This is a genomic window from Streptomyces sp. NPDC046900 (assembly GCF_040644975.1).
In the GTDB taxonomy this organism is placed as follows: domain Bacteria; phylum Actinomycetota; class Actinomycetes; order Streptomycetales; family Streptomycetaceae; genus Streptomyces.
Genome location: NZ_JBEYXD010000002.1, coordinates 79,768 through 106,748, shown reverse-complemented (window position 1 = coordinate 106,748; position 26,981 = coordinate 79,768). Strand labels below are relative to the sequence as shown.

The 26,981-nt window shown below is 72.8% G+C and carries 22 protein-coding genes; 14 read left to right on the top strand and 8 right to left on the bottom strand.

The features are described from left to right. Positions 1–3: 3 nt before the first annotated feature. Positions 4–579, top strand: a complete 576-nt coding sequence (locus tag ABZ904_RS02630; RefSeq protein WP_361820732.1) for a hypothetical protein — start codon at positions 4–6, stop codon at positions 577–579. Beyond that, positions 572–1,732: a damage-control phosphatase ARMT1 family protein gene (locus tag ABZ904_RS02625; protein WP_359394378.1), complete on the top strand. Its 1,161-nt coding sequence runs from the start codon at positions 572–574 to the stop codon at positions 1,730–1,732. The genes ABZ904_RS02630 and ABZ904_RS02625 overlap by 8 nt, the downstream gene beginning before the upstream one ends. On the opposite strand, the gene ABZ904_RS02620 is transcribed toward ABZ904_RS02625, so the two are convergent. Both ABZ904_RS02620 and ABZ904_RS02615 read right to left on the bottom strand, forming a co-directional pair. Continuing rightward, positions 1,725–2,990, bottom strand: a complete 1,266-nt coding sequence (locus ABZ904_RS02620; protein WP_361820729.1) for a cytochrome P450 — start codon at positions 2,988–2,990, stop codon at positions 1,725–1,727. The two genes, ABZ904_RS02625 and ABZ904_RS02620, sit on opposite strands and share 8 nt — an antisense overlap. Beyond that, positions 2,987–3,808, bottom strand: coding sequence for an alpha/beta hydrolase (locus tag ABZ904_RS02615; protein WP_359394382.1), 822 nt, complete (start codon positions 3,806–3,808; stop codon positions 2,987–2,989). Before ABZ904_RS02615 ends, ABZ904_RS02620 begins: the two co-directional genes overlap by 4 nt. Positions 3,809–4,028: 220 nt before the next feature. Between ABZ904_RS02615 and cyc2 the strand changes: the two genes are divergently transcribed. From cyc2 to ABZ904_RS02585, 6 genes are all read left to right on the top strand, one after another. Next, positions 4,029–6,233: a germacradienol/geosmin synthase Cyc2 gene (gene cyc2, locus ABZ904_RS02610; protein ID WP_361820726.1), complete on the top strand. Its 2,205-nt coding sequence runs from the start codon at positions 4,029–4,031 to the stop codon at positions 6,231–6,233. 249 nt (positions 6,234–6,482) lie between these two features. Then, positions 6,483–6,860 (top strand): YciI family protein, encoded by a 378-nt coding sequence (locus ABZ904_RS02605; RefSeq protein ID WP_360989953.1) that lies wholly within the window; start codon positions 6,483–6,485, stop codon positions 6,858–6,860. Further along, positions 6,857–8,095 carry a DUF6596 domain-containing protein gene (locus ABZ904_RS02600; protein ID WP_360989956.1) on the top strand — a complete coding sequence of 413 codons (1,239 nt, stop codon included), beginning with the start codon at positions 6,857–6,859 and terminating at the stop codon, positions 8,093–8,095. The genes ABZ904_RS02605 and ABZ904_RS02600 overlap by 4 nt, the downstream gene beginning before the upstream one ends. After that, positions 8,095–8,988 carry a hypothetical protein gene (locus ABZ904_RS02595; RefSeq protein ID WP_359394392.1) on the top strand — a complete coding sequence of 298 codons (894 nt, stop codon included), beginning with the start codon at positions 8,095–8,097 and terminating at the stop codon, positions 8,986–8,988. The genes ABZ904_RS02600 and ABZ904_RS02595 overlap by 1 nt, the downstream gene beginning before the upstream one ends. A 379-nt stretch (positions 8,989–9,367) precedes the next feature. Beyond that, complete coding sequence (locus ABZ904_RS02590; protein ID WP_360989960.1) at positions 9,368–10,513, top strand: aminopeptidase P family protein; 1,146 nt, start codon at positions 9,368–9,370, stop codon at positions 10,511–10,513. A 101-nt stretch (positions 10,514–10,614) separates the two neighbouring features. Then, positions 10,615–11,538: an aminoglycoside phosphotransferase family protein gene (locus ABZ904_RS02585; RefSeq protein WP_361820722.1), complete on the top strand. Its 924-nt coding sequence runs from the start codon at positions 10,615–10,617 to the stop codon at positions 11,536–11,538. Positions 11,539–11,714: 176 nt separating this feature from the next. Here ABZ904_RS02585 and treZ read toward each other — a convergent pair whose 3' ends face one another. Beyond that, positions 11,715–13,460, bottom strand: coding sequence for a malto-oligosyltrehalose trehalohydrolase (gene treZ, locus ABZ904_RS02580; RefSeq protein WP_361820719.1), 1,746 nt, complete (start codon positions 13,458–13,460; stop codon positions 11,715–11,717). 169 nt (positions 13,461–13,629) lie between these two features. On the opposite strand from treZ, the gene ABZ904_RS02575 reads away from it, so the two are divergent. The 3 genes from ABZ904_RS02575 to ABZ904_RS02565 all read left to right on the top strand — a co-directional run bounded on the left by ABZ904_RS02575 (position 13,630) and on the right by ABZ904_RS02565 (position 16,284). Continuing rightward, the gene (locus ABZ904_RS02575; protein WP_360989969.1) at positions 13,630–14,181 is read left to right on the top strand and encodes a DUF1707 and FHA domain-containing protein; all 552 of its coding nucleotides are present in this window, start codon (positions 13,630–13,632) and stop codon (positions 14,179–14,181) included. A gap of 337 nt (positions 14,182–14,518) precedes the next feature. Beyond that, complete coding sequence (locus ABZ904_RS02570; protein ID WP_359394405.1) at positions 14,519–15,844, top strand: M14 family zinc carboxypeptidase; 1,326 nt, start codon at positions 14,519–14,521, stop codon at positions 15,842–15,844. After that, entirely contained in the window at positions 15,841–16,284 is a 444-nt protein-coding gene (locus ABZ904_RS02565; protein WP_360989972.1) for an SSI family serine proteinase inhibitor, read from the top strand. The genes ABZ904_RS02570 and ABZ904_RS02565 overlap by 4 nt, the downstream gene beginning before the upstream one ends. Before the next feature lie 118 nt (positions 16,285–16,402). Here the strand turns inward: ABZ904_RS02565 and treY are convergent, their stop codons facing one another. Together treY and glgX are read right to left on the bottom strand one after the other, a co-directional pair. Next, a complete protein-coding gene (gene treY, locus ABZ904_RS02560) occupies positions 16,403–18,754 on the bottom strand; it encodes a malto-oligosyltrehalose synthase (RefSeq protein ID WP_361820715.1) in 2,352 nt (783 codons plus the stop codon). A gap of 58 nt (positions 18,755–18,812) precedes the next feature. Next, a complete protein-coding gene (gene glgX, locus ABZ904_RS02555) occupies positions 18,813–20,924 on the bottom strand; it encodes a glycogen debranching protein GlgX (protein WP_359394413.1) in 2,112 nt (703 codons plus the stop codon). A 510-nt stretch (positions 20,925–21,434) separates the two neighbouring features. Here glgX and ABZ904_RS02550 point away from each other — a divergent pair. Both ABZ904_RS02550 and ABZ904_RS02545 read left to right on the top strand, forming a co-directional pair. Continuing rightward, entirely contained in the window at positions 21,435–22,673 is a 1,239-nt protein-coding gene (locus tag ABZ904_RS02550) for an SAV2148 family HEPN domain-containing protein (RefSeq protein ID WP_359401773.1), read from the top strand. Between the two features lie 102 nt (positions 22,674–22,775). After that, positions 22,776–23,498 (top strand): 3'-5' exonuclease, encoded by a 723-nt coding sequence (locus ABZ904_RS02545; RefSeq protein WP_359401776.1) that lies wholly within the window; start codon positions 22,776–22,778, stop codon positions 23,496–23,498. A 34-nt stretch (positions 23,499–23,532) separates the two neighbouring features. On the opposite strand, the gene ABZ904_RS02540 is transcribed toward ABZ904_RS02545, so the two are convergent. Together ABZ904_RS02540 and ABZ904_RS02535 are read right to left on the bottom strand one after the other, a co-directional pair. Beyond that, positions 23,533–24,030, bottom strand: coding sequence for a YbaK/EbsC family protein (locus tag ABZ904_RS02540; protein WP_359401779.1), 498 nt, complete (start codon positions 24,028–24,030; stop codon positions 23,533–23,535). Next, positions 24,000–25,004, bottom strand: coding sequence for a DMT family transporter (locus tag ABZ904_RS02535; RefSeq protein ID WP_359401782.1), 1,005 nt, complete (start codon positions 25,002–25,004; stop codon positions 24,000–24,002). Before ABZ904_RS02535 ends, ABZ904_RS02540 begins: the two co-directional genes overlap by 31 nt. 94 nt (positions 25,005–25,098) lie before the next feature. Between ABZ904_RS02535 and ABZ904_RS02530 the strand changes: the two genes are divergently transcribed. Continuing rightward, complete coding sequence (locus ABZ904_RS02530) at positions 25,099–26,028, top strand: LysR family transcriptional regulator (RefSeq protein ID WP_361820710.1); 930 nt, start codon at positions 25,099–25,101, stop codon at positions 26,026–26,028. A 9-nt stretch (positions 26,029–26,037) separates the two neighbouring features. Here ABZ904_RS02530 and ABZ904_RS02525 read toward each other — a convergent pair whose 3' ends face one another. Beyond that, positions 26,038–26,901 carry an aminoglycoside phosphotransferase family protein gene (locus ABZ904_RS02525; protein ID WP_359401788.1) on the bottom strand — a complete coding sequence of 288 codons (864 nt, stop codon included), beginning with the start codon at positions 26,899–26,901 and terminating at the stop codon, positions 26,038–26,040. Between the last annotated feature and the right edge of the window lie 80 nt (positions 26,902–26,981).

Here is a 26,981-nt window from a genome sequence, read left to right as displayed (position 1 = left end):
CCCATGGCAACGGAGAGAGCCCCAGGGGCAGTCGAGGCGATATGTCCGGGCTGCGCATCGGCCGGGGTGCGGACCGTACCGGAGATCTGCGCCGACCACGCGGCCATGCGTGAGGGGCTGGCCGACCGGCTGGCCCGGACGCCGGGCGTGCCCTCGCGGTTCGACCGGTTCCTGCACTTCGCGGAGGGCTTGCTGATGGCCGGTGTCGGCGTCGTCCTCGCCTACGACGGCATCGGCAGCGGCAAACCCCTCTTCACGATCGGCGGCTCGTTGCTCGCCGTGCTGCTGTTCGCCGGCACGATCGTCGTGGTCCGCGGCGAAGGCCGCGAACGGGCCGTCGTGGCCGCGGGGGAGCCCCGCGCCGACGCACTGTGGCGATCGGCGTACTACTGCCCCGGGTGCGCGTCGGTGTTCTGCCCGGACGGCTCTCCGTGGCAGGGTCTGCTGACGCCGGAGCAGTTCAAGAAGTTCGTGTGGACCGAGGCCGGCTACGGGAAGCAGCTGGAGGAGCGGTTCACGGACGTGGACGTGCCCCGCGGGATCCTGACCGGCCCTGGAGGAGACCGAGACCATGCCTGACGCCCCCGTGATCCTCGCCGACGAGCCGGGCTCCTTCCCGCACGGTGTGCTCGCCGCCCGGCACCCCGCGCTCATCCGCGCGGTGCAGGAGGCCTTCCCGTACGGACCCGGGCAGCGACGGGCGCTCGACGGGCTGCTGAGCAGCGCCACGGAGGGCGTCATCGAACCGCTCGGCACGGAGGACGACGAGCGCTGGGCGGCCTGGGGAGCCCGTGAGTACCTCGGCCGGTCCTGGTTCGAGGTCCCCTTCCTGTGGTCCGAGAGCTACTTCTACCGCCAACTCCTACAAGCCGTCGGCTACTTCGGCCCGGGAGCCTGGCAGGGCATCGACCCGTTCCGCCCGTTCAAGCTCGCCGAACTCGACTCGCCGGAGACGGACGAGGAACTGGCGGCGCTCGACCGGCTCATGGAGCAGTCGCCCGACGAGCAGGCACGGGCGCTGCTGCACGGCTCTCTCTGGGGCAACCGTGCGGACCTCGGCTTCCGCCTCTCCGCTCCCGGTGCCCCGGCGATGGACAGCAGGCTCGTCGCGGACGACAGCGAGGCGCTGTGGTCCCTCCTCCCCGCCGGCACGGTCTGCCTGGTGGCCGACAACGCGGGCCGCGAGCTGATCCCGGACCTGCTGCTCCTCGACCATCTGCTCCACCACGGACGGGTGCGCCGGGCCCTGTTGCATGTGAAGCCCCATCCCTACTACATCTCCGACGCCACGACGGCCGACGTCGTGGACGCGGTACGCCGGCTGACCGGAGCGAAGGGAGCGGCGGCCGACGCGGGAGAGCGCCTGTGGACGGCGATGGCCGAGGGCCGCCTCGAGGTCCGGGCACATCCCTTCTCGTGTGCCCCGCTGCCGTACGCGCAGATGCCGGAGGACCTGCGCACGGACTTCACCGCCGCGGACCTGACGATCTTCAAGGGAGACCTCAACTACCGGCGTCTGGTGGGGGACCGGCTGTACCCGCCGACGACGTCGTTCGCCGAGGTGACGGCCTACTTCCCCGGGCCGGTCGCCGCGCTGCGCACCCTGAAGTCCGACGTGATCGTCGGACTGGACGCCGCCACGGAGGCCGCCCTGGTCGCCGCCGAGGAGCAGCACTGGCGGACCAGCGGTGTCCACGCACTGATCCAGGTCGGGCCCTCGCGCGTCAAGTGAGCGCCAATGGAAGCGACTTGATGCCGTTGATGAAGTTGGAGACCAGCCTTCGGGGCGGCGCGGCCAGGCGGGGGGCGGGCAGGACCCGCAGCGCCTCCTCGTAGAGCACGCCCAGCTGCAGCCGGGCGAAGTGGGCGCCGAGACAGACGTGCGGGCCGTCGCCGAAGGAGACGTGCGGGTTCGGCGTCCGGGACAGGTCGAGCCGGTCGGGTGCGGTGAAGACGCGCTCGTCCCGGTTGGCGGACGCGTGGAAGACGACGACCTTGTCGCCCGCGCGGATGCGCCGCCCGGCCAGTTCGGTGTCGCGGACGGCGGTCCGCCGGAAGGTGAGCACGGGCGGATGCCAGCGCAGCAACTCGTCGACGGCGACCGGAAGCCGGTGGAAACCGGCGCGCAACTCCTCGTAGGCCGCGGGATGCTCGGCCAGCGCGAGGATGCCGCCGGGTGCCGCGGAGCGCACCGTGTCGTTGCCCGCGATCGTCAGCAGGAAGAAGAACATCTCCAGCTCGGGGCCGGTCAGTTCGGGATCGGTGGCCAGCGTGGTCATGATGTCGTCCGCCGGGTGGCCCCGTTTGTACGCGGCGAGCTGCTGGGCATAGGCGAACATGTCGCTCAGGGCCGCGGGCGACCGGGGATCGACCGGCTTGCCCTCGGCGGCCAGGAGCGGCTCGCCCGCCTCGTCCGGGTCCTGGTAGCCGATCACACGTTGGGTCCAGTGCAGCAGCAGGCCGCGGTCGGACTCCGGGACACCGAGCAGGTCGGCGAGATTGACCACGGCGTAGTCGTCGGTGACGGCCGCGACGAGATCGCAGGTGCCGTCGCCGCCGCGCGCCCGGTCCAGGGCGGACGCGAGCAGGGTGCGGGCCCGTGTGCGGGTCGTCGCCGTGAAGCGGTCGATGCGGCGCGGGGTGAAGGCGCGGCTGACCAGCCGCCTCAGCCGGCCGTGTGCGGGAGGATCCTGATTGAGCATCATCCGCCGGATGAACGGCAGGTCGTCGGGGTGGGGGTCGCGGATCTGGGTGGCTCCGGCGTAGGAGGAGAACGTCCCGGAGTCCCTGAGCACGCGTACGACGTCCGCGTGCCGGGTCACCGCCCAGAATCCGGGCCCGGCCGGCCAGCCGAGCACCTCGGGCTCGTCCTGCCAGGCGACCGGGTGGTGGTCGCGCAGAAGGCGGTACGCGGCATGGGGGACGCCGTCGGCGTACTGGCGCGGGTCGAAGACGTCGGGGACGGGCGGCGCACTCTCACCGACGTTCACGGGCGGAGGCTCTCTTCGGCGTCCGGCTTTTTGGCGGGGGCCGCGGTACTCGTGTCCGCCCGCAGGAAGTCCTCCACGGCACGGAGCAGGTCGAGCGGCGCCTCGTCCATCGCGTAGTGGCCGGCCGAGGGCAGTTCCAGGAGTGAGGCGTTGGGATACCAGCGCAGCCAGGTCTCTCGCAGCAACCCGGCCGTCAGCGCGGGGTCGAGGGCGCCCGCGACGGCCAGCGCCGGAACCGTCGAACCCGCGACCGCGGTGTGGAAGTCCTCCCCGGCCCACGAGTCGAGCCAGGTCCGGAACGCGTTCGCGTCGCTGTGCGCGAGCGAGCGGGCGACCATACGGTCGAGCCAGGCGGCAGGCGCCCGGCCGCCGGTGGTGACGTCGATGATGACGCGCCGGTTGCCGGGCCTGTGCGCGGCGTCCGCGAACAGTTCCCACTGCTCGGCGGGCATCGGCATGCCGGAGGCGGGCACGGGGGAGACCCCGACGATCCGGCGCAGCCGCTCCGGGGCGAGCGCCAGCAGTCGTTGGGCGACCGCGCCGCCCATCGAGTGCCCGATCACCGAGAACCGCTCCCAGCCCAGCCGGTCGGCCAGGCCGACGAGGTCGGTGGCGGCCTCGGCCGTGCCGTACGTGCCGGCGGCGTCCTTCGCGGCCCCGTACCCGCGCAGGTCCACCAGCGCGTAGGTGAAGGTCTCGCGGTCCAGATCGGGCAGTACCGGCGCGTACGCGGCCCGGTCGGCGAACCAGCCGTGCACCGCGAACACCTTGTGGGCGCCGTCGCCGTGCACTTCGTGAGGCAGCACGAAAGAGGTCATGCGACCACGGTGGCTCGGGGCGTGAGTGTCGGCAAGGGGGCGTGCGGGGCGCCCCGGATTCCGGCGCGGACGCCTCCGGACCGGCGCCAGGCCGCGGACGTGGACGGGCAGAGCGCGCCGGGATCGGGCCCGTTCCGCCTCCGCGCCCCCGATTCACGCGATGGTGTGGCCGTGATCCGCCCGGCGGATGTCGCGGCAGGGCCACGGGTAGGGCCCGGCCATGACGCAGCCGTTCGAACTCCCCCGCTTCTACATGCCGTATCCCGCGCGGCTGAACCCGCATCTCGACGAGGCGCGGGCCCACTCCACGCACTGGGCGCGCGCCATGGGCATGCTGGAGGGCTCCGGCATCTGGGAACAGTCCGACCTCGACGCGCACGACTACGGGCTGCTGTGCGCGTACACCCACCCCGACTGCGACGGCCCGGCCCTCTCACTCGTCACCGACTGGTACGTGTGGGTCTTCTTCTTCGACGACCACTTCCTGGAGGCCTTCAAACGCACCCAGGACCGCGAGGGCGGCAAGTCCCACCTGGACCGGCTGCCCCAGTTCATGCCGATGGACCTGCAAACCCCCGTTCCCGAGCCGGAGAACCCCGTCGAGGCGGGACTCGCCGATCTGTGGGCGCGCACGGTGCCGTCCATGTCCCTGGACTGGCGCAGGCGCTTCGCGGTCGCCACCGAACATCTGCTGCGCGAGTCGCTGTGGGAGCTGTCCAACATCGACGAAGGCCGGATCGCCAACCCCGTCGAGTACATCGAGATGCGCCGCAAGGTCGGCGGCGCACCCTGGTCCGCGGGACTCGTGGAGTACGCGACCGCCGAAGTACCCGCGTCCGTGGCCGGTTCACGGCCGCTGCGGGTGCTCATGGAGACGTTCTCGGACGGCGTCCACCTGCGCAACGACCTGTTCTCCTACCAGCGCGAGGTCGAGGAGGAGGGCGAACTCAGCAACGGCGTACTGGTCCTGGAGACCTTCTTCGGCTGCAGTACGCAGGAAGCGGCCGACACCGTGAACGACATCCTCACCTCGCGGCTGCACCAGTTCGAGCACACCGCGCTCACCGAAGTACCCGCCCTCGCCCTGGAGAAGGGTCTGACACCGGACGAGGTCGCCGCGATCGGCGCCTACACGCGAGGCCTTCAGGACTGGCAGTCCGGCGGCCACGAGTGGCACATGCGGTCCAGCCGCTACATGAACAAGGGCGCCCGCGCCGAGGAGCGGCTCTTCGGGCCGTCCGGGCCCGGTCTCTCCGCCGCCGACGTGCGCGGGCTGCTCACCGACGGGCGGGCCACGGGGACAGCTCCCACGCCCTTCGGGCGGCGGGGGAGGCTGCGCGCGTACACGCATGTCCCCTTCCAACAGGTGGGGCCCTCGCTGATCCCCGACTTCCACATGCCCTACGAGGTGGAGCTCAGCCCCCATCTGGACCGCGCCCGCAGCCGCCTCACTCCCTGGATGCACCGGACGGGCATCCTCCAGGAGGGCGTCTGGGACGAGGACAAGCTGACGGCCTACGACCTGCCGCTGTGCGCCGCGGGCCTGGACCCGGACGCCACCCCCGAGGCGCTGGACCTCAGTTCCCAGTGGCTGGCCTGGGGTACGTACGGCGACGACTACTACCCGCTCGTCTTCGGCCACCGGCGCGACCTCGCCGGGGCCAGGCTGTGCACCGAGCGGCTGTCGTCGTGCATGCCCCTCGACGGCGAGGCACCGCCCGCCCCGGTCAACGGCATGGAGCGCGGACTGCTCGACCTGTGGACGCGGACCACGGCGGGGATGGATCCGGAGCAGCAGCGCGCCCTGCGCACGGCCGTCGACATCATGACCGAGAGCTGGCTGTGGGAGCTGTCCAACCAGCTCCAGCACCGTATCCCGGATCCCGTCGACTATCTGGAGATGCGCCGCGCCACCTTCGGCGCCGACCTCACCAAGAACCTGTGCCGCATGGGCCACGGCCCCGAGGTCCCGCCGGAGGTCTATCGCAGCGGCACGGTCCGCGCCCTGGAGAACGCGGCCATCGACTACGCGATGCTGATCAACGACGTCTTCTCCTACCAGAAGGAGATCCAGTACGAGGGGGAGTTCCACAACGCCCTCCTCGTCGTGCAGAACTTCTTCGGCTGCGACTACCCGGCGGCTTTGCGGATCGTGGGCGACCTCATGACCCGGCGCATGGAGCAGTTCCAGCATGTGGCCGCCCGTGAACTGCCCGTTCTCTGCGCGGACTTCGAACTCCCGGAAGAGGCCCGAACGGTCATGGACGGCTATGTCGGGGAGCTGCAGAACTACATGTCCGGCATCCTGAACTGGCACCGGGGCTGCCACCGGTACGGCGCGGCCGACCTGGCCCGGCGCACCCACGGTTTCGTACCGGACCTGGCGCCGGCCGTCACCTGGCGACCCGCCCCGGTGGCCCGCTGACCCCGCACCGGGCGACGGTCCGGCCGGCGGAACGGGTCCCGGGGAGGTACAGCCGGGGCCCGTGGCGCGTCGAGCGGACCGTCACGCGCGGTGCAGACGGTCCGCTCGGCTGTGCCCGGCTCGTCGCCGTCCACCCGGCCCGGCCCATCCGTTGAGAACGTCGGGCTCAGGGTGTCGAGATACGGTCGGTCTGTTCGTCATCCTCTTCGACCGACCGTGATCCGGGTGAGCGGAGGACAAGTGCAGTACATGCTGTTGATCTACGATTGCGAGCGGCCCGAGCCGGACGATCCGGGTTTCGCCCAGGCCCTGGCCAGGGTGAACGCGTTCGCCGACGAGTGCCGCCGGCGCGGCGCGTTCGTCTCGGGGCATCCCCTGCAGGCCGAGCACACGGCCACCACCGTCAGCGTGCGGGACGGTCAGACGCTGATCACCGACGGTCCGTACGCCGAGACCCACGAGCACCTCGGCGGCATCTACGTGCTCGACTGCCGCAACCTGGACGAGGCCCTGGAGCTGGCCGCACTGTGCCCGATGGCCGAGCAGGGCGGGATCGAGGTCCGGCCGATCGTCGGTGTGCCGGGCCTGGACCACCGTCCTGCGAACCTGGCGGCCACCGGCGAATGAACGCCGCTGCGGTCCTGCGGCAGGTCTACCAGGAGCACCGGGCGCGGATGCTCGCCGCTCTGATCCGCGTCCTCGGCGACTTCGAACTCGCCGAGGACGCGCTGCAGGACGCGTGCGCGCTCGCCCTGGGCGCATGGAGCGCATCGGCGCCGGACGACCCGGTGGCGTGGCTGCTGACCGCGGCACGCAACAGCGCGATCGACCGGCTGAGGCGGGCACGGCTCGGCCGGGAGAAGCTCGCCCGACGCGGCGCGGCGCCCGAGGCGGTGACGACGATGACGAACGTCGGCGAGGACGGCCTGCTCAGCATGGGGGACGAGCGGCTCAGCCTGATCTTCACCTGCTGTCATCCCGCCCTGGCCAAGGACGTGCGGGTGGCCCTGACCCTGCAGGCCGTGGCCGGGCTGACCGCCGGGCAGATCGCCCGGATGTTCCTGGTCGGCGAATCGACTCTGGCCCAGCGCCTGGTGCGCGCGAAACGGAAGATCCGGGATGCCGGCATCAGCCTGGAAGTGCCCGCCGACCCGCTGCTGCCCGAGCGGCTTTCGGGCGTTCTCGCGGTGATCTATCTGATCTTCACCCAGGGCTACACCGTCGCGCCCGACCGGCCCGAACACCGCACCCTGCCCCAGGAGGCGATCAGGCTCGGCAAGCTCGTCGCCACCCTCATGCCCGACGAGCCCGAAGCGCTCGGCCTGGTCGCCTTGTTGCTGCTGCAGGACTCGCGCAGCACCGCCCGCCACAGCGCCTCGGGTGATGTGGTGCTGCTGGCCGACCAGGACCGGTCCCGCTGGGATGCCACCGAGATCGTCGAAGCCGTCGGGCTGCTGGACCGGGCGCTGCGCCTGGGCAGACCGGGCCCGTACCAGCTGCAGGCCGGGATCGCCGCGCTGCACGCCCAGGCCGTCTCCGCCGATCGGACGGACTGGCCGGGCATCGCCGCCCTCTACACCCGGCTGCTCGCGCTGACCCCTTCACCGGTCGTGGCGCTCAACCACGCCGTCGCCGTGGCCATGGCCACCACCCCGGACGAGGGACTGGCGCTGATCGACCGGATCGACGGGCTCGACCGCTACCACCTGCTGCATGCCGCGCGCGCGGATCTGCTGCGCCGCCTCGGCCGCACCCCGGAGGCGGCATCGGCGTACCGGCGTGCCCACGAACTGGCCACCAATCCCGCCGACCGGCGGTTCCTCGCCGGCCGGCTACACGACCTCGACGTCCCGGAGTCCTGATGAGACTGTCCGTTCTCGACCACGGCCACCGCCGCCGCGCCAAGCTGTTCCTGGCATTCACCTCCGCGATGTCGCGGGTGGAAAGCCCGGACATCGTGAAGATGCTGCTGTACCGGCCCGGCTTCCTCACCCGTCCGCTGCTGGAGCTCACCGCCGAGGCGATGCGCGGACCGTCGTACTGGACCGCGGGGGAGCGCGAATACCTCGCGATGTGCACCGCGCGGCTGCACCAGTGCCCGTTCTGCATCGACACGCACGCCGAGCTCACCCGCATCGCGGGTCACGGCGAGATCGACCCGGACGATCCCGCGTCGGCCCGGCCGCAGCTGCGCGCCGTCCGGCAGTTCCTCGACCTGGCCAGCCGGACGCCGGACCGCATGAACGCCACCGAGATCCCCGCCGGGATCGCCGACCTGCCCGAGCATGCGTTGCAGGAGGCACTGCACGTCAACCTGGTGTGGAACATCGTCAACCGCCTGGCCAACGCATTCGGCTTCACCCTCCGCGAGGGCCAGTTGCACAGCGGTACCCGTGCGCTGCACCGGTTCGGCTACCGCTTCCCGTCCTTCCTGCTCGCCGACGGCCCTGCGACCGATCACGGTGACGTCGTGGCCGACCTGCGCCACGCGGTGCTGGACACATCCGCCACCACCGGCCCGGTACTGCGCGCCGCCGCCGCGGCCGGTGACCCGCTTCCCGCACCGTGGCAGTCCTACGCCACGGCAGTCCGCGACGCTTCGTACCGGATCACCGACACCGACGTGGACCGGCTCACCGCCGCCGGCTGTTCCGAGGACCAGATCTTCGAAGTCACCGTCGCGGCCGCGGTCGGCGCGGCGCTGCACAGCTTCGACGCCGGCCGGAACGCACTGGCGCACAAGACCACGGGCTGAGGCGAGGGGCCTTGCCGATAACGGCTACCGCCGTCCGTCCTCCGAGCCGGCCGAAGTGAACTGCCACGGCGGCCCGAAATGCGCCTCCTCCTGCGCGCCCGGGGGGCGGGCCGGGCGTTCTCGGACACGTGACTCCTGACCGCGAGTCCCGGGCACCCCCGTCGCCCTGGCCGTGTGTCGCGCGGACGGCAGCCGTCGGCATCCGATCGCGACGCCGGGCATCGCCACCTGAGCCGCGCTGGAGTTCGCCAGGTCGCCCGGCACGGTGTGCCGCGTCGGTCCTCCGGCCGCCGTGGTCGTAATGGGCTCGCATCCGTCCCGGTGGAGAGGCAGGATGCTGCCCGTAGACCCTGGGAGAATCGGGACCGCGGAGGTATGGATGACCGGCACGCCCACGCCGCCCGAAACGGGCGGAACCGCGCCCTTCACCGCCGAGGACTACGCGGCCCGCATGCGGCGCGCCGCAGAGGCCGCCGACGCGGCCGGGCTGGCCGGGCTCCTCATCGCGCCCGGACCGGACCTGGTGTGGCTGACCGGGTACCGGCCGGGGGAGACCGAGCGCCTCACCCTGCTGGTACTGCGCGCCGGGCACGACCCCGTCCTCGTCGTCCCCACCCTGGAGGCGCCCGACGCGGCGGAGGCGGCCGGCGCGCCCGCCCTGACGCTGCGCGACTGGACCGACGGCAAGGACCCCTACGAGGCGGCGGGCTCCCTGCTCCGGGGCGACGGCCGTTACGGCATCAGCGACAACGCCTGGGCCCTGCACCTCCTCGGGTTGCGCGAACGGCTCCCGGCCGTCGGCCAGGTGGCGCTCACGCGTGCCCTTCCGATGCTGCGGGCCGTCAAGGACTCCGCGGAACTGGAGCGGCTCGCGGCCGCCGGCGCCGCGGCGGACGCGGCGTACGAGGAGATCCTGAAGGTGCCCTTCGCGGGGCGCAGGGAGAGCGAGGTCTCGGCGGATCTCGCCGATCTGCTGCGCCGGTTCGGCCACGCGCAGGTCGACTTCACCATCGTCGCCTCCGGGCCCAACGGCGCCAACCCGCACCACGAGGCCGGTAAGCGCGTCATCGAGCGCGGGGACATGGTGGTCCTCGACTTCGGCGGTCTCAAGTACGGCTACGGCTCCGACACCTCCCGCACCGTCCACGTCGGCGAACCGACCGACGAGGAGCGCCGGGTGCACGACCTGGTGCGCGCCGCCCAGGAGGCGGGCTTCCGGGCCGTCGGGCCGGGCGTGGCCTGCCAGGAGGTGGACCGGGCCGCCCGCGCGGTCATCGCCGACGCGGGGTACGGCGAGTACTTCATCCACCGCACCGGGCACGGCATCGGCGTCACCACCCACGAACCGCCGTACATGATCGAGGGCGAGGAGCAGCCGCTCGTCCCCGGCATGTGCTTCTCCGTGGAGCCCGGCATCTATCTGCCGGGCCGCTTCGGGGTCCGCATCGAGGACATCGTGACGGTGACCAAAGACGGCGGGCGGCGGTTGAACAACACGTCGCGCGAGATGGCCGTAGTCGGCTGAGAGGCGGTGGCGGACCGGGACGCGACAGCGGGGCGGGCGACGGTCGGCCGGCCCGTCACCGGCAGCCCCGAGCACGCATCCGAGACGACAACGGCGTGATCATGACCCAGCCAACGACACCGACGGCGGAGACCGTACACCGACTGGTCCGTTCCCTGCTCCCTGGCGACGGCGGACCGGAGGTGACGCCTGTCGTGCAGGGCGCGGGGCACGCCACGTGGCGCGTCGGTACGCGCCATGTGCTGCGGCTCGCCACCGACCGGGACGCCTCCGCGCGCCAGCGCCGCGAACTGCGTCTGTGTGTCCTGGTGCGGCCGCATGTGGGGATCGCGGTCCCGACCAGCGTGGCGCACGGAGAGTGGGCCGCCGGCCTCGCCTACACCCTCGACACCCGGCTGCCCGGGAGCACCGAAGAGGAACCGGACATCTCGGCGGTCGGCGAAGCGGACCTCGCGACGCTGCTCACGGGGCTGCGCGAGGTGCCCGCGCGCGAGGCCGAGGCGCTCGGCGTCCCGCGGATGGCGCCACGGTCACTGGAGACGCTGCGCGCGGCCGCCGCGCGTGTGACCGGGCGCCTGGGCGCGGACGACGAGTTCGACCCCGCCGGGCTCGACCGGCTCGGTGCGCCCGCCGCACGCCAGTTGGCCGCCCCGGCGGGCGCCGCCGTCCTGGTGCACCACGACCTCCGGGGCGAACACCTCGTGGTCAGCGGCGAAGGGCGGGTGCGCGGTGTCCTCGGCTGGAGCGACGCGGTCATCGGTGACCCGGCCGAGGACATCGCCTCGCTCGCCGTCGCCGTGGGCACGCCCGCAGCGGTGCGCGCCGCCACCCTGGCCGGCTACGGAGCCCGCTCCTGTCTGCGCGGCCTGTGGCTCGCCCGCTGCGACACGCTCGTCCGCCTCGCCGACGGGCTCGAGGGCCGCGACGACACCCCGCTGCCGGTCCTGCGCGCCCGGGTAGGGCGCGCCTGGGAGTCGATCATGCTGGAGCGGGTCACGGAACTGCCGCAGGAGGAGACACCGTAGGGCGTCCGCGCCGGACACCGGCCCGAGCATTTCCGTTGCGAAGGGCCCTGGAACGCCCCTTCCCGCTGCCTGGAACGCCCCTTCCCGCTGAGAAGGGACCCGGGGCGCCGCGCGCACGGCCCCGCTTGCGCGGCGCGCGGCGCGCGTGCGCTGCCGCGGGCGCCCCGGTGTCCCGGTCACTCCCGCGTCAGCACCACGCACGACTCGCCCGGCACGCTCAGCACACCGTCCTGGTCCGGCGGTTCTGCGGGCTCCCACGCCGCCAGCACGCGGGCGTGCGTGATGCCGAGGGGGATCTTGGCCGTTTCCGCGGCGAGGTTGATCGCGACCAGGACGTCGCCACGGCGGAAGGCGAGCCAGCCGGCGCTCTCGTCATGGGTGACCTTCACGTCCTCGAGGTCGGGGTCCGAGAGGTCCGGCTCGGCACGGCGCAGCGCGATCAGCTCCCGGTACCAGGCCAGTACGCGCGCGTGGACGCCGTGTCCGGGCTCGGACCAGTCGAGACAGGAGCGGTCACGGGTCGCCGGGTCCTGGGGATCGGGTACGTCCTCCTCCGCCCAGCCGTGCGCGGCGAACTCCCGGCGCCTGCCGCGGCGTACGGCTTCGGCCAGTTCGGGATCGGTGTGGTCGGTGAAGAACTGCCACGGCGTGCCGGCGGCCCACTCCTCGCCCATGAACAGCATCGGGGTGAACGGCGCGGTGAGCACCAGCGCAGCCCCGCACGCCAGCAGCCCCGGGGACAGGGACGCCGAGAGCCGGTCGCCCTGGGCGCGGTTGCCGACCTGGTCGTGGGTCTGGGCGTAGCCGAGGAGGCGGTGCGCGGAGACGCGGGTGCGGTCCAGCGGGCGCCCGTGTCGCCGGCCCCGGAACGTGGAGTACGTGCCGTCGTGGAAGAACCCGCCCGTCAGCGTCTTGCCGAGGGCCGCGAAGGGGGCACGGGCGAAGTCCTCGTAGTAGCCCTGGGATTCGCCGGTCAGGGCGGTGTGCAGCGCGTGGTGGAAGTCGTCGTTCCACTGCGCGTGCACCCCGAGGCCGTTCTCGCCGCGCGGGGTGATGACGCGGGGGTCGGCGAGGTCGGACTCGGCGATCAGGAACAGCGGGCGTCCCGTCCCGGCGGCCAGCGCGTCCACCGCCGACGACAGCTCCTCCAGGAAGTGGACCGCGCGGGTGTCGCACAGCGCGTGCACCGCGTCCAGGCGCAACCCGTCGAGCCGGTAGTCGCGCAGCCAGGCCAGCGCGCTGCCGATCAGGAACGCCCGCACCTCGTCCGAGCCCGGTGCGTCCAGGTTCACTGCCGCGCCCCAGGGGGTGTGATGCGTCTCGGTGAAGTACGGGCCGAACGCGGGAAGGTGGTTGCCGGAGGGGCCGAGATGGTTGTGGACGACGTCCAGCACGACGCCGAGGCCGAGCTCGTGGGCCCGGTCGACGAACCGTTTCAGCGCCTCCGGCCCGCCATAGGGCTCGTGCACCGCCCACAGACTGACGCCCTCGTACCCCCAGCCGTGGCGCCCCGGGAACGGGCACAGCGGCATCAACTCGACGTGCGTGACGCCCAGGTCCGCCAGGTGGCCGAGCCGCTCGGCCGCCGCGTCCAGCGTGCCCTCGCGGGTGAACGTCCCCACATGCAGCTCGTACAGCACCGCGCCCGGCAGCCCGTGCCCCTCCCCGGGGGTGCGCCAGGCGTACGCCCCGTGGTCGACCACCGCGCTCAGCCCGTCCGGCCCGTCCGGCTGGCGGCGCGAGCGCGGGTCGGGCAGCACGGGACCGTCGTCCAGGGCGAATCCGTACCGCGTGCCGTCGCCGGCCTCCGCCTCTCCCGTCCACCACCCCGCGCGCCCCGGATCACGTGTCAATCCCTGCTCGGCCGCTCCGCAGTGGAGCGTCACCCGGGCGGCTTGCGGAGCCCACACCTCGAACTGCACGGACGGTTCCCCCTCGTCTGTTCCTCCTGGCGCAGCGCCTCCATCGTGCGCCACGCGAGATCAATTCTTCGCCGGATCCACCCTTTTGACACATGGAACCGCCTGATGGCGGCCGAGGTCGTTTCAGGCTTTCTGGACACCCGCGCGCGGCTGACCGACAATCACGTGCGTGACGTCGTCCTTCGAGTTCCACACGCACCCCGCTCGGCTCTCGGACGCCGAACGCGACAGGGCGCTGAAGATGCTGCGCGACGGCGTCGCACTGGGACGCCTGTCCCACGACACCTTCATACGGCGCATGGAGCTGGCGCTGGTCGCCCGGCAGCCGCATGAGCTGGCCGCGCTCACCGCGGATCTGCCCACCGAGAACCGCTGGTCGCGGATGGTGTTCGGGACCGTCGAGGCGATCTCCGGGTTCACCGTGCGGCTACGCCGTGCCTGGCAGGCCGAGCGGCTGCCCAAACTGCTGCTGCCCAGCCCGGGCAACCCCTATCCGCTGCGGATAGGCCGCGATCCCGCGAGCGGTCTCAGGCTGAGCCACGACACGGTCTCCCGCGTGCACGCCGAACTGCGGCACCAGGGCGGTCTGTGGGTGCTGCGCGACCTCGGCTCCACCAACGGCACGACCGTCAACGGACGCCGCGTGATCGGCGCGGCGATCGTCCGCGACGGCGACCTGGTCGGCTTCGGCACGATGACGTTCCGGCTGTCGGCGCAGTAGCCGGTCACCGGGCCGAGAGGGCCGAGGAGGGCCGGCGGGAACCGGCCGGCGGCCCTGACGGACCAGTGGATCCCGGGCACCTGATGCCCGGGTACCTGATGTGGGCCGAACGCGTGGACGTGCCGGGCCGGAGCCAGGCCTCCGGGGTACGGCGTGCCCCGCCCGGGCTCGGCCCGTGGCCGGAACACCCTCCCGTTCCCGGCCGACCACCCTCGTCGTCCGCGGTGTTGACGTACCTGCCGAGCCGTGACTGACTGTGCGTACACCATGTACACCAGGTGAGCCGACGTAACCGCAGTGGAGGTGTGCCCTGCCGCCACTCCTCCGCTACCCGACGGTGGACGAACTCGGCGCTCGTGCCGCCGCGCTCGTCGCCCGCCGCCCGCGTGACGCCAGGCTGCGTCGCGTGGGCACGTCCCGGGGCGGCACGCCGCTGTGGCTGCTCTCCGTGGGACACGGCAGCCGCCACGCCCTCGTGGTCGCCGGACCCCATGCCAACGAACCCGTCGGCGGCGCCACCGCCCTGCGTCTGGCCGAACGGGCGCTCGCCGACCCCCGGCTCGGCGCGGGGGCCGACACCACCTGGAACCTGCTGCTGTGCCTCGACCCCGACGGCGCACGGCGCAACGAGGGCTGGCTGTCGGGCCCGTACACCCTCGGCCGGTACTTCCGGCACTTCTTCCGCCCCGGCTTCCTCGAGCAGCCCGAGTGGCTGCCGGACGGCGCGGAGCGCGCCGCTCTGCCCGAGACCCGCGCCCTGCTCGACCTCCAGGACGAGCTGCGGCCCTTCTTCCAGTGCTCCCTGCACGGAGTCGACGTCGGCGGCGGCTTCGTGGAACTGACCCGCGACCTGCCCGGAATGGCTCAGCGGCTCGCCCAGGCGGCGGCCCGGCTCGGCATCCCGCGCGAACTCGGCCCGTACGACACCCTGTACTGGCCGACCCTGGGGCCCGCCGTCTATCGCATTCCGCCGCCCCGCCGAGGCGACCTCGCCGCGGCGATCACGGAGGCCGCGGTCGAGTCGACCTGGTTCCATCCGCACCGCTACGGCACCGTCACAGCGGTCGTGGAGGCGCCTATGTGGGGGGTGGAAGCCGTGGAGGACGACTCGCCGCACCCCGACCCCGAGGCGGTGCTCCGGACGGTCAGCAGGACGCTGCGGCACGACACCCGCCTGCTGGAGGGCTTCCTGGCCCGCATCCGCCCCCATCTGCCGGGCGTCGTGGACGCCGACCGGCTGCTCGCCCCGGTCGACGACTATTTACTGGTCGGCCCCGGACTCGCCGACTCCTGGGACCCCGACACCTACGGGCCCGGGGAGCGGCCGCTGCCGCCGCTCGACTCCGCCCGGCTGACCGCCCTCGGCATCTCCGGCCGCCGGGTCGCGCTGCGCACCGCCGGACTGCTGCACCAACTCGCCGGGGCCGCCGGGCCCGGGGCGGCCGAGGTGCTGGCGGAGCTGGACGTGCTCATCGACGAGTGGTGCGCCGACTACCGCGACGGCTACGAGGCGCGCTGGATCCCCGTGGCACGCCAGGCCGAGTACCAGGCGCGGGTGGTGCTCGCCGCGTTCGAACTCGCCGCTCGGTATGCGCCCGTGCGTTCCCGTTCGGGTGAGTCGGGGTGGGGTTCGGAAGCCGCGGTGCCGATGCATACGGAATGAGGAAGACGACCCTTGCCCTGCGCGGTGCCCTGCTCGCCGCGGCCGCCCTGCTCATCGCGCCCTCGGCCTCGGCCGCGCCCCGGCCGGCGACCGCGGGCAACTGGCTCTATCTGACCGTCGCCAAGGGCGACACCCGCTCCAGGGACATCCGCGGCACGCTTCTGATGTGCGATCCGCCCCGGGGCCACGTGGCGGCCGTCCGGGCGTGCGCCCAGCTCGCCGCGGTGCAGGGGGACATCGGCCGTATCGCGCCCGCGCACATGTACTGCCCCATGATCTACGCCCCCGTCACGGTGTCCGCGCGCGGCGAGTGGGGCGGCCACCCCGTCGACTACAGCCACACCTTCGCGAACGCGTGCGACCTCGAGGCGCGCACCGGAGCGGTCTTCGCCCTGTGGGACCAGGGCCAGGGGGCGTCGGTGCCGGGCCTGCCCCACTGACGCCCGGATCCGGGCCCCGCGCGCGTGCACCCCGTGGGGCGCTCGTGCGGGGCCCGGTGCGGTCCGCCTCCGGTGAGCGGGGGAGACGCGCAGCGCCCCCGGCGGTTCCGCCCCCGGCTCACTCCCCGCCGATCCGCTCCAGCAAGGCCACCGGCAGCCTCCCGAAGAGGGCCTCCACGCGCGTGTCGCCCTCGAACTCCCGCTCGGGAGCGAGCGCGTCGGCCCACCGGCCCGGCGGCAGCGTGAGAGAGGTGTCGCGCCAGCCGCCCGCCTCGGCGAGCCGCAGTGACAGCCGGGTGACCGCTGTCAGCACCTCCCCGGAGCGCACGAAGGACACGCAGTGCGCGGCGGCGGGTCCTTCGGCGGCGAGCGGGGCGTAGGCCGCCGAGGCGCCGAACACCTCCGGACGACGGCGGCGCAGCCGCAGTGCGGCTCCGGTGAGCTCCCCTTTGTCCGACGGCTCCTTCTGCGGTGCGAACGGCCGCCTGTTGTCCGGGTCGACCAGGGCCCGGTACTCGCCCTCCGTGCCCTGGTAGACGTCCGGCACGCCCGGCATCGTCAGATGGACCAGGGCGGCTCCCAGGACGTTCGCCTCGATGTGCGGTTCCAGGGCCTCCCGGAAGTGGGTCACCAGCCGTCCCGCCGGCCCCGACGGCATGCCCGCGACGAACGCCGCGACCGCCTCCTCGTAGCCGGGGTCCTGCTCGGTCCACGTGGTGTGCAGTCCCGCCTCCCGGGCGTGCTTGAGCAGCGCCCCCTGGAGGCGCTCTGCGGCAGCCGACCCCAGCCCGAAGTACGTCTGCCAGGCCGCCCACACCAGGTGCGGATCGGGGGCTCCGCCGCTCGCGCCGGTCACCTCGGCCAGCACGTCCGCCCACCGCTGCGGGCACTCGGTGAGCACCGCGATCGCCGCCCGTACGTCCGCGCTGCGCTTGGTGTCGTGCGTCGACAGCACGGTGCCGGTGGTGGGCCAGTCGCGCTGCACCCGTGCGCAGTACGCGTGGAAGTCCTCGGGGAAGAGCCCCGGGGCCCCGGGGTCGCCGCCCACCTCGTTCGCCGACAGCAGCGGCACATACCGGTAGAACGCCGTGTCCTCCACGGACTTGGCGCGCAGCGCCGACGCCGTCTGCGCGAAACGGGCCCGGAACTCCGCCTGTTCGGCGCCGTCCCCAGCGCGTCCGAGCGCCGGCTCCCGTACCACGTCGACCGCGTGTGCCTCCTCGGGCACCGTGAACGTGGCCCGGGCCTCGGCGGCGGCCTCCTCGGTGACCACCGTGGCGGCGTCAGTGGAGGTGTAGGGCCGGTACACCTCCATGCGGACCAGGAGCTCCCGCAGCGCGCCGCGCAGCGCCCAGGGCGCGTGGTCGCGCAGGGCAGGGTCGGGGGACGTGGCGCACAGGCGGCTCGCCAGGCGGGTCAGGCGGTCCAGCTCGGTGGCCAGCTCGTACGTGACCACCCGATGGGCGGCGCGCCGAACGGTGGCGGCCCAGTCCCCGCCGCGGTCCGCCTGCGGGGCCGCGAACCGCCGGTAGTGGCCGAGCAGCTCCTCGCCGCCCGCGGGATCGGTGAAGAGCCCGTCCACCTGCCGCAGCGCGTCGTACCCCGTGGTGCCCGCGACCGGCCAGGCGGACGGCAGGTGCTCGTCGGCCGCGAGGATCTTCTCCACGACGGTCCAGCGGCCGCCGGTGGCCTCGTGCAGACGGCTCAGATAGGCGTCCGGGTCGGCCAGTCCGTCCGGGTGGTCCACCCGCAGCCCGTCGATCACGCCCTCGTCCAGCAGCCGCAGGAGCGTGCCGTGCGTCGCCGCGAAGACCTCCGGGTCCTCGACGCGCACCCCGATGAGCTCGGAGATGCTGAAGAAGCGCCGGTAGTTCAGCTCGGTACGGGCCAGCCGCCACCACACCGGCCGGTACCACTGGGCGTCCAGCAGCTGTGGCAGCGGCAGCGACTCGGTCCCCTCGCGCAGCGGGAAGACATGGTCGTGGTAGCGCAGGACGTCCCCGTCCACCTTCAGCTGCCCGAGCTCCTCGCCGAGCCGTCTGCCGAGCACCGGCACCAGCAGTCGGCCGCCCTGCGCGTCCCAGTCGATGTCGAACCAGCGTGCGTACGGCGACTCGGTCCCCTCGCGCAGCACCTCCCACAGGGCGCGGTTGTGGCGCGGGAAGGCGGCCATGTGGTTGGGCACGATGTCCACGACCAGGCCGAGCCCGTGCTCCCGGGCGGTCCGGGACAGGGACCGGAGTCCCGCCTCGCCGCCCAGCTCGTCCCGCACGCGGGCGGGGTCGACGACGTCGTAGCCGTGCGCCGATCCGGGGACGGCTTCCAGGACGGGGGACAGATGCAGATGCGAGACGCCGAGTGCGGCCAGATACGGGACGGCCGCCTCCGCCGCGCCGAACGGGAACTCCGGCTGCAGCTGCAGCCGGTACGTGGCCGTGGGCACCGCCGGGGCAGGTCGCTCAGGTGTCATGGAAACCTACGTACCCGCCCCGTCGGCTTTCGTGCGGCGGACGCGCCGCGGCTCGTCGTCAGGCGGGGCGTTGCAGCACCGTCAGGCTCCGGTCCGGCAGGGTCAGCCGGCCCCCCGCCTCGATCTTCATGCCGGTGCCGGGCGTCACCCCTTCCGGGACGGCCGTGTCGACGACCAGCTGCCACTGGCGCCCGTGGTCGACCGGCACCACGAACTCCAGGGGCTTGGGCGAGGCGTTGAACATCAGCAGGAACGAGTCGTCGGCGATCCGCTCCCCGCGCGAGCCCGGCTCGGAGATCGCGTTGCCGTTGAGGAACACGGTCAGCGCGCCCGCCTGCGACGACGTCCAGTCGCGCTGGGTCATCTCCTCGCCCTGCGGGGTGAACCACGCGATGTCGGACAGCTCGTCGTGGGTGCCCTGCACCGGCCGGCCGTGGAAGAAGCGGCGCCGGCGGAACACCGGGTGGTCCCGGCGCAGCCATACCATCGCGCGGGTGAACTCCAGCAGCTCGCCGCCGCCGTCCTCGGGCCACTCGACCCAGGACAGCTCGTTGTCCTGGCAGTAGGCGTTGTTGTTGCCGCGCTGGGTGCGCCCGTACTCGTCGCCGTGGCTGAGCATCGGCACGCCCTGGGAGAGCATCAGCGTGGCGATGAAGTTCCGCATCTGCCGGTCCCGCAGCTCGAGCACCGCCGGGTCGTCGCTGTCGCCCTCGGCCCCGCAGTTCCAGGACCGGTTGTAGCTCTCCCCGTCGCGGTTGTCCTCGCCGTTGGCCTCGTTGTGCTTGTCGTTGTAGGCGACGAGGTCGTGCAGCGTGAAGCCGTCGTGGCAGGTCACGAAGTTGATCGAGGCGAGTGGCCGGCGGCCGTCGTCCTGGTAGAGGTCCGAGGAGCCGGTCAGCCGGGAGGCGAACTCCGCGAGCGTACGGGGCTCGCCGCGCCACAGGTCCCGTACGGTGTCGCGGTACTTGCCGTTCCACTCGGTCCACAGCGGCGGGAAGTTGCCCACCTGGTAGCCGCCCTCGCCCACGTCCCACGGTTCCGCGATCAGCTTCACCTGGGAGACCACCGGGTCCTGCTGGACCAGGTCGAAGAAGGACGACAGCCGGTCGACCTCGTGGAACTGGCGGGCCAGCGTCGCCGCGAGGTCGAAGCGGAAGCCGTCCACGTGCATCTCGGTGACCCAGTAGCGCAGCGAGTCCATGATGAGCTGCAGCACGTGCGGGGAGCGCATCAGCAGGGAGTTGCCGGTCCCCGTGGTGTCCATGTAGTAGCGCGGGTCGTCCGTCAGCCGGTAGTACGAGGGGTTGTCGATGCCCCTGAAGGAGAGCGTCGGTCCGAGGTGGTTGCCCTCGGCGGTGTGGTTGTAGACGACGTCCAGGATGACCTCGATGCCGGCCTCGTGCAGCGCGCGGACCGCCGACTTGAACTCCAGGACCTGCTGGCCGCGGTCGCCCCACGAGGCGTACGTGTTGTGCGGGGCGAAGAAGCCGATGGTGTTGTAGCCCCAGTAGTTGCTCAGTCCCATGTCCGACAGACGGTGGTCATTGACGAACTGGTGTACGGGCATCAGCTCGAGCGCCGTGACGCCCAGCTCGGTCAGGTGCTCGATGATCGCCGGATGGGCCAGTGCCGCGTAGGTGCCGCGGAGTTCGTCGGGCAGGGCCGGGTGGCGCATCGTCAGCCCCTTGACGTGGGCCTCGTAGATCACCGTCCGGTGGTACTCGGTGTGCGGGCGCCGGTCGTCGCCCCAGTCGAAATAGGGGTTGATGACCACGGACGCCATGGTGTGGGGTGCCGAGTCCAGGTCGTTGCGCTTGTCGGGTGAGCCGAAGGGATAGCCGTACACCTCCTCGCCCCATTTCACGCTGCCGCTGATGGCGCGTGCGTACGGGTCGAGCAGCAGCTTCGCCGAGTTGCAGCGCAGACCGCGCTCGGGGGCGTACGGGCCGTGCACCCTGAACCCGTACCGCTGCCCCGGCATCACGCCGGGCAGATACGCGTGCCGTACGAACGCGTCGGTCTCCCGCAGCTCCACCGCCGTCTCCGAGCCGTCGTCGTGCAGCAGACACAGCTCGATCCGGTCGGCGGCCTCCGAATAGACCGCGAAGTTGGTCCCGGCGCCGTCATACGTGGCGCCGAGCGGATACGCCTCTCCAGGCCAGACCTGCATGGATACGACTCTCCCAGTTGTCCTGGCCCCGCGGGGCGCCTTGCCGCGGAGTCTTCCCCGAAAGTGACACAACCTCCTATGACGTTCGTCCCTCTTTACATCCCGGCAGGTGCGGGCCGGCCGGGCGCGCCCCCGGTGGCACGCCGGGCGAGCGGAGCCCGGAATGCTGCGGGAGCACGTGCCGAGCGATGGGAAGGGAGTCAACCGGCAAACGCCCGGCCACCCCGTGGGGTGGGCCGACGCCGGCAGCCACCCCATCGTGCCGACCGGGGGCCGGCAGTGCGTCGCCCTCCACGGGCAGCGCCCCCGGCCGCTCCGTACCACGTCAGGGCTATGAATCCGCTCACGCGGCCCGCTCCCGCCGACCGGAACGGGCATGCGGAATACGGTAGTTGAGAAACGACCCTGTCCATCCGGCTGCATCGTGCCGGACTCCCGGAGTACCCTTCCTTGATCGTTGGCTGGGGCCTGGCCCCTGGGGAGGCTCGGGGAGCGGAAGGCGGTGCGCGGGTGGGCTCGGGAGGGCTGGAGCTTCCCCCTGGTGACGAGGGTCACGAGGGGAACTCCACGGATGTCCCGCCCGGGGCGGTGTCCCTGGCACGGCCGATGGAAATGGGCTCCATCGGGCCGGAACTGGACTGGGACGCCGACGCGTGGCGCGAGGTGCGCATCCGCGCCCAGCGGGCGGGGCGCGCCTACATCTGGCTGAACCTGGTCGAGCAGCGGCTGCGCGCGGTCGTGGCCGCCGTCCTCCGTCCCATCTACGAACCCGTCCACGGGGACGACTGGGTGGTCGCCGCCGCCGGGCCGGCCGGCCAGGAGTGGGTACAACGCGCGGTCGCGGTGCGCGAGGTCAGCCGCCGCAAGGGGTACTTGCTCGACCCGGCCGACGACAACGTGCTCAGTTTCCTCACCCTGCCGCAGCTGCGTGAGCTGATGGTGCAGCACTGGCCGTGCTTCGAGCCCTACATCGACGAGCGCCGGGACGTCGAACTCGCCCTGGACGAGCTGGAAGTGACCCGGAACGTGGTCTCCCGCAACCGGGCCCTGTCCGAGGCCGTCCTCGCGCAGGCGGAGCGGGCGTCGGCGAGGCTCCTGGAGGTCCTGGGCGCGGGCGGTGACGTGCCCTCCGCCCGGCGGCTGCCCGTGGACGCGGTCGAGGACCTGGTGGGCGACCGGTACGCGGACGTGGTCGCCGTCCATCCGGACCGCGTGCGGCTGCTGCGGCGGTTCCCGGCCGAGGACATCTTCGGCGGTGCCCGCCGACTCGACGCCATCGGCATCGGCCTCAACCTGCTTGTGCAGAACTTCTCCGGCCGCCGCCTGGTACGCCTGGCCGAATCGGGCTGCCGGGTGCGCCTGCTGTTCCTCAACCCCGCGTCCAGTGCGGTCAAGCGGCGCGAGCGGGAGCTCGGCATAAGGAAGGGCGAGCTCAGCCGCGCCGTCGAGATGAACATCCTGCACATGCGCCGGGTGCGCTCGAGGCTGCGAGACCCGGGCGCCTTCGAGATCCAGGTCTTCGACGAGACGCCGCGGTTCACCGCGTACCTGGTGGACGGGGACGGCGCGGACGGCATCGCGGTGGTGCAGTCCTATCTGCGGCGCACCCGCGGCATGGAGGCGCCCGTGCTGGTGCTGCGCAACGGCAACCGGGTCGTCAAGCCGGAACAGTCCGACGAGAGCGGTCTCTTCCCGGCCTACCGCGAGGAGTTCGAGCTGGCTTGGGCCGATTCGCGCCCGGTGTCCTGAAGTGTCCCGGACCATGAGCACGACTGGGGACCCTGGATTGTCAGTGGCGCGTGGGAGGGTGAAGACCACTGGGGGAGAGCACCACGGAGAAGGGGGGCCGCCATGGCCTGGCACCGACAGCTGCTGATCGGCTTCGACCTGGAGACGACCGGCACCGACCCGTATGAGGCGCGCATCGTCACGGGTGCGGTGATCGAGGTCAGGGACGGGCAGCCGCTGGGCCGCCGGGAATGGCTGGCGGACCCGGGTGTGGAGATCCCGGCGGACGCGGTCGCCGTGCACGGCATCAGCAACGAGCGCGCCGCGGCCGAGGGCGGACCGGCCGACCGGGTCGCGGACGCCATCGCCGAGGTCCTGGTGACGTACTGGAAGACGGGCGTTCCGGTCGTCGCCTACAACGCGGCCTTCGACCTCACCCTGCTCTCCGCGGAGTTGCGGCGGCACGGCCTGCCCTCCCTGCGCGACCGCCTGGGCGGCGCGGAGCCGGGCCCGGTCATCGATCCGTACACCATCGACCGATGGGCCGACCGCTACCGCAGCGGCAAGCGCAACCTCGAAGCGGTCTGCGCGGAGTACGGAGTCGCGCTGGACGCCGCGCACGACGCCGGGGCGGACGCCTTGGCCGCGGCCCGGCTCGCCGGCGCGATAGCGAGCCGCCATCCGAAGGTCGCGACCCTCGGCCCGGCGGAGCTGCACCGCCGCCAGATCGAGTGGTACGCGGACTGGGCGGCGGACTTCCAGAGCTTCCTGCGCAGCAAGGGCGACGCGGCGGCCGTGGTGGACGGCACATGGCCGCTGCGGGAGGCCGTGCACGGCAGGGTCTGAGCTGGGGCGCCGGCGCGCCACGGCGCTCCGTGGGTCATGCCGGCGCCGGGCCCGCGATGGGTTCCACGCGCGGCTCGGCGATCCGCGCGTAGTCCGCGCCGCTGATGACGAGCGACCGATCCAGCCGGGCGGCGTTGAAGTACAGCCGCGGTCTGGCGACGACGTCCGGGTCGGCGACGAGTTCCAGGCCGGGGTCGAAGCTGAACGGAAGGACCGTGCCGGGTACGGCGCGGGCCAGGCGTTCAGCGGTCTCAGCGTCGCTGAAGCCGGCGTAACGAGCCGCGAACAGCTCCCGTACGGCGTCCAGGTCCACCCTTCGGTCCCCGGGCACGACCGCGAGGACGTGCCGGGTGGTACGGCGGTCGACCTTCACCCGCAGCACCAGGCACTTGGCCGCCTCGGACGCCGGGTGCCCGCGCAGCGCGCTGACGGCCTCGGTGGCGCCCTCCGGTGCGTGGTCGACGAGGGAATAGTCGACGTGGGAGGAGTCGAGCAGCGAGATCAGGCGCTGGTAGGTGTCGTGGTCCGGCATGAGGCGTCCTCTTCGGTGCGGGGTTCGGTGCGGGGTTCGCTGCGGAGGCGAGGGTCGTGTGCGGCGGGGGAGGGGCCGAGCGCCCGGCCGGGCGCCGATGTGCGGTGGGCGCGTTCCACGGACTGGCCCCAGTACGTCCCGGCGACCATCAGGGCCGCGCCGAGCCCGGTGAGCGGAGTGAGACGGTCGCCGCCGAGGACGACACCCACCGCGAGGGCCCAGACCGGCTCGGTGCCGAGCAGCAGTCCGGCACGGCTGGCGGACGTGCGCTGGACCGCCCACGTCTGCGCGAGGAAGGCGAACACACTGCAGAACAGGGCGAGATAGAGCAGTTGGGTCCAGGTCGCGGCGCCGGCGGTGGCGAGGCCGGGCAGCCGGGTGGCGGCCGGCGGCAGGAACAACGCCGTGCCGACCAGGGTCTGCAGCGCCGTCAGGTGCAGGGGGCGGACCGCGCGGCCCGCGGTCAGCCGCCCGACGAGGGCCATGTGCGCCGCGCGGACGCAGGCGGCGCCGAGCATCAGCAGGTCGCCGAGCCCGGGCGCGTGGAAACCGTTGCCGGACATCAGGAGCCCGACGGCCAGGACGCAGACTCCGGCGGCGGTGTGAAAGGACCACGGCAGCCCGCCGGGATGACCGGAGCGGTCGAGCAGCGGGGTGAGCACCATGGTGAGGCTGATGATCAGCCCGGCGTTGGCGGCGCTGGTGTGGGCGACTCCGTACGTCTCGATGACCAGCACCGCGGCCTGGGTCAGCCCGAGCGGCACCCCGGCCCGTACCTCCTCGCGCGTCCACCGGCGCCGTCCGCGGCGGACGGCGACGAGGGCGAGGCAGGCCAGGGCGGCGAGTGCGTACCGGGCGAACAGGACCGTCGGGACGGGCAGCGCGGACACGGCCGTCCGGGCCGAGAGATAACTGGAACCCCAGACGAGCGCGACCACGAGGAGTACCGCATCGGTACGGCGGGCGTAGAACACCCGCCTACGGTGCACCGCCAGGGACCCTGAAGCCCAGAACCAGTTTCTTCATCGATCTTTTAGCGATCCTGCACAGGGGTCCTACACTGCGGGAATGGACGCACGGCAGCTGCGGATCCTGCGGGAGCTGGGTGAGCTGGGCAGCGTCACCGCCGTCGCTGAGGCGCTGCTGGTGACGCCGTCGGCCATCTCCCAGCAACTGCGGCTGCTGCAGCGCGCGATCCCGGTGCCGCTCACCGAGAGGCAGGGGCGGCGGCTGGTGCTGACCGACGCCGGACAGGCGCTCGCGGGCGCGGCCGTCGAGGTGGAGACCGCGCTGGCACGGGCCCGCGGTGCCGTCGAGGAGTTCGTGGGGCGACCGGACGGTGAGGTGTCGGTGGCGGCGTTCCACAGCGCGGCCGCGGCCTTCTTCCCGCTGCTGCTGCGCGCCTTCGCCGAGCCCGGCACACCCGGGCTCGCGCTCGCCGACGAGGACGTGGCGCAGGACGACTTCCCCCGGCTGACCAGGGAGTACGACCTGGTGCTCGCCCACCGGCTCGATCACGCCCCGCCGTGGCCGGGCACGGTGTACGCGACCACGCTGCTGCACGAACCGCTCGATGTGGCGTTGCCGGCCGGCCATCCGCTGGCCGGCAAACGGCGCCTGACGCCGCGGGACGTGGCGGACGAGCCGTGGATCACCGTGCACGACGGCTTCCCCGTCATGGCCACCATCGAGGCCATCGCCGCCGCGGCCGGGCGCCGGCTCCGTCTGGCCCACCGTATCAACGAGTTCGCGGTGGTCGCGGAGGCCGTGGCCGCGGGCGGCGGGATCGCTCTCATGCCGCGCTGGACCATGCGGCCGCATCCGGCGCTGGTCCTCAGACCGATCGGCGGCGTGCAGGCCAGGCGGCACATCGACGCGCTGTACCGGCCCGAACGCACGGCCCGCAGGGCGGTCCGCACGGTCCTGGCCGAGCTGCGCCGCGCCGCACGCACGATCCGGGACCGCGACCCGAGCGAGCCCGCCCCGGGCACGACCTAGACCGAAGGCTCAGAACGGATACCAGCGCACCGACTCGTCCCCGTCCCGCAGCGAGGCCACGCGGCGCCGGAACTCCGCGAGGGCCTTGGGGTTGCTGGGCGCGTGCTGGGCGACCCAGGCGCAGCTGGCCGTCTCCCGGGCGCCGCGCAGCACGGAGCAGCCGGCCCACTCGCGCACGTCCCAGCCGTACGCCGCGGTGAAGGAGTCGTACGCCTGGTCGGGGAGCCCGTAGCGGTCCCGGGTGAGCGCCATGACCACGAGATCGTGCTCGCGCAGATCGGCGGAGAAGGTCTCCAGGTCGACCAGGACGGGGCCGTCCGGGCCGACGTGCACATTGCGGGGCAGTGCGTCGCCGTGGATCGGGCCGGGCCGCAGCCGGGGGGTGAGCGCGGCCGCGGCGGCGGCGAATCCGTCCCGGCGCTCGCGCAGATACGCCGCGTCCGCCGGGTCGATCGCGTCGCCCGCGAGGCGAAGCCAGCGCTCCACGCCGCCCAGCAGGTCCCGGGCCGGGAGCGCGAAGGGCGGCACAGGCAGCGCGTGGACGATCCGCAGCAGTTCGGCCAGGTCCCGCGGCTCGGCGGGACGCACGGAAGGGGGGAGCCGGTGCCACACCGTCACGGGATGCCCGTCGACGAGCAGCGGTGCGGGCCCGGCGGACCGCACCGCCGGGACGCCCGCCTCGGCCAGCCACACCGCGATCTCCAGCTCCCGGCGCGCCCGCTCCAGCAGCTCGGCGTCGCGTCCCACCTTGACGACCAGGTCCCCGGCGGCGAACACCGCGTTCTCCCCGAGGGCGAGCAGCGCCGCGTCCTGCGCCGGAGTGGGCAGCACCCCCGCTGCGGCCAGTACCTCGCGCGCCCCTGCCTCGTCCATCGTCCGCCTCTCCGACCTCGTCCACCCGGTGGACGGCGGCGACCCGGCGCCGTCCGAGGGTCAGTGTCGCATTCAGGGAA

What these genes read in the sequence shown, in the direction of transcription:
- ABZ904_RS02630 (WP_361820732.1), top strand. Translation starts at nt 4, where the DNA reads ATGGCAACGGAGAGAGCCCCAGGGGCAGTCGAGGCGATATGTCCGGGC.
- ABZ904_RS02625 (WP_359394378.1), top strand. Translation starts at nt 572, where the DNA reads ATGCCTGACGCCCCCGTGATCCTCGCCGACGAGCCGGGCTCCTTCCCG.
- ABZ904_RS02615 (WP_359394382.1), bottom strand. Translation starts at nt 3,808, where the DNA reads ATGACCTCTTTCGTGCTGCCTCACGAAGTGCACGGCGACGGCGCCCAC.
- cyc2 (WP_361820726.1), top strand. Translation starts at nt 4,029, where the DNA reads ATGACGCAGCCGTTCGAACTCCCCCGCTTCTACATGCCGTATCCCGCG.
- ABZ904_RS02605 (WP_360989953.1), top strand. Translation starts at nt 6,483, where the DNA reads ATGCTGTTGATCTACGATTGCGAGCGGCCCGAGCCGGACGATCCGGGT.
- ABZ904_RS02600 (WP_360989956.1), top strand. Translation starts at nt 6,857, where the DNA reads ATGAACGCCGCTGCGGTCCTGCGGCAGGTCTACCAGGAGCACCGGGCG.
- ABZ904_RS02595 (WP_359394392.1), top strand. Translation starts at nt 8,095, where the DNA reads ATGAGACTGTCCGTTCTCGACCACGGCCACCGCCGCCGCGCCAAGCTG.
- ABZ904_RS02590 (WP_360989960.1), top strand. Translation starts at nt 9,368, where the DNA reads ATGACCGGCACGCCCACGCCGCCCGAAACGGGCGGAACCGCGCCCTTC.
- ABZ904_RS02585 (WP_361820722.1), top strand. Translation starts at nt 10,615, where the DNA reads ATGACCCAGCCAACGACACCGACGGCGGAGACCGTACACCGACTGGTC.
- ABZ904_RS02565 (WP_360989972.1), top strand. Translation starts at nt 15,841, where the DNA reads ATGAGGAAGACGACCCTTGCCCTGCGCGGTGCCCTGCTCGCCGCGGCC.
- treY (WP_361820715.1), bottom strand. Translation starts at nt 18,754, where the DNA reads ATGACACCTGAGCGACCTGCCCCGGCGGTGCCCACGGCCACGTACCGG.
- glgX (WP_359394413.1), bottom strand. Translation starts at nt 20,924, where the DNA reads ATGCAGGTCTGGCCTGGAGAGGCGTATCCGCTCGGCGCCACGTATGAC.
- ABZ904_RS02545 (WP_359401776.1), top strand. Translation starts at nt 22,776, where the DNA reads ATGGCCTGGCACCGACAGCTGCTGATCGGCTTCGACCTGGAGACGACC.
- ABZ904_RS02540 (WP_359401779.1), bottom strand. Translation starts at nt 24,030, where the DNA reads ATGCCGGACCACGACACCTACCAGCGCCTGATCTCGCTGCTCGACTCC.
- ABZ904_RS02530 (WP_361820710.1), top strand. Translation starts at nt 25,099, where the DNA reads ATGGACGCACGGCAGCTGCGGATCCTGCGGGAGCTGGGTGAGCTGGGC.
- ABZ904_RS02525 (WP_359401788.1), bottom strand. Translation starts at nt 26,901, where the DNA reads ATGGACGAGGCAGGGGCGCGCGAGGTACTGGCCGCAGCGGGGGTGCTG.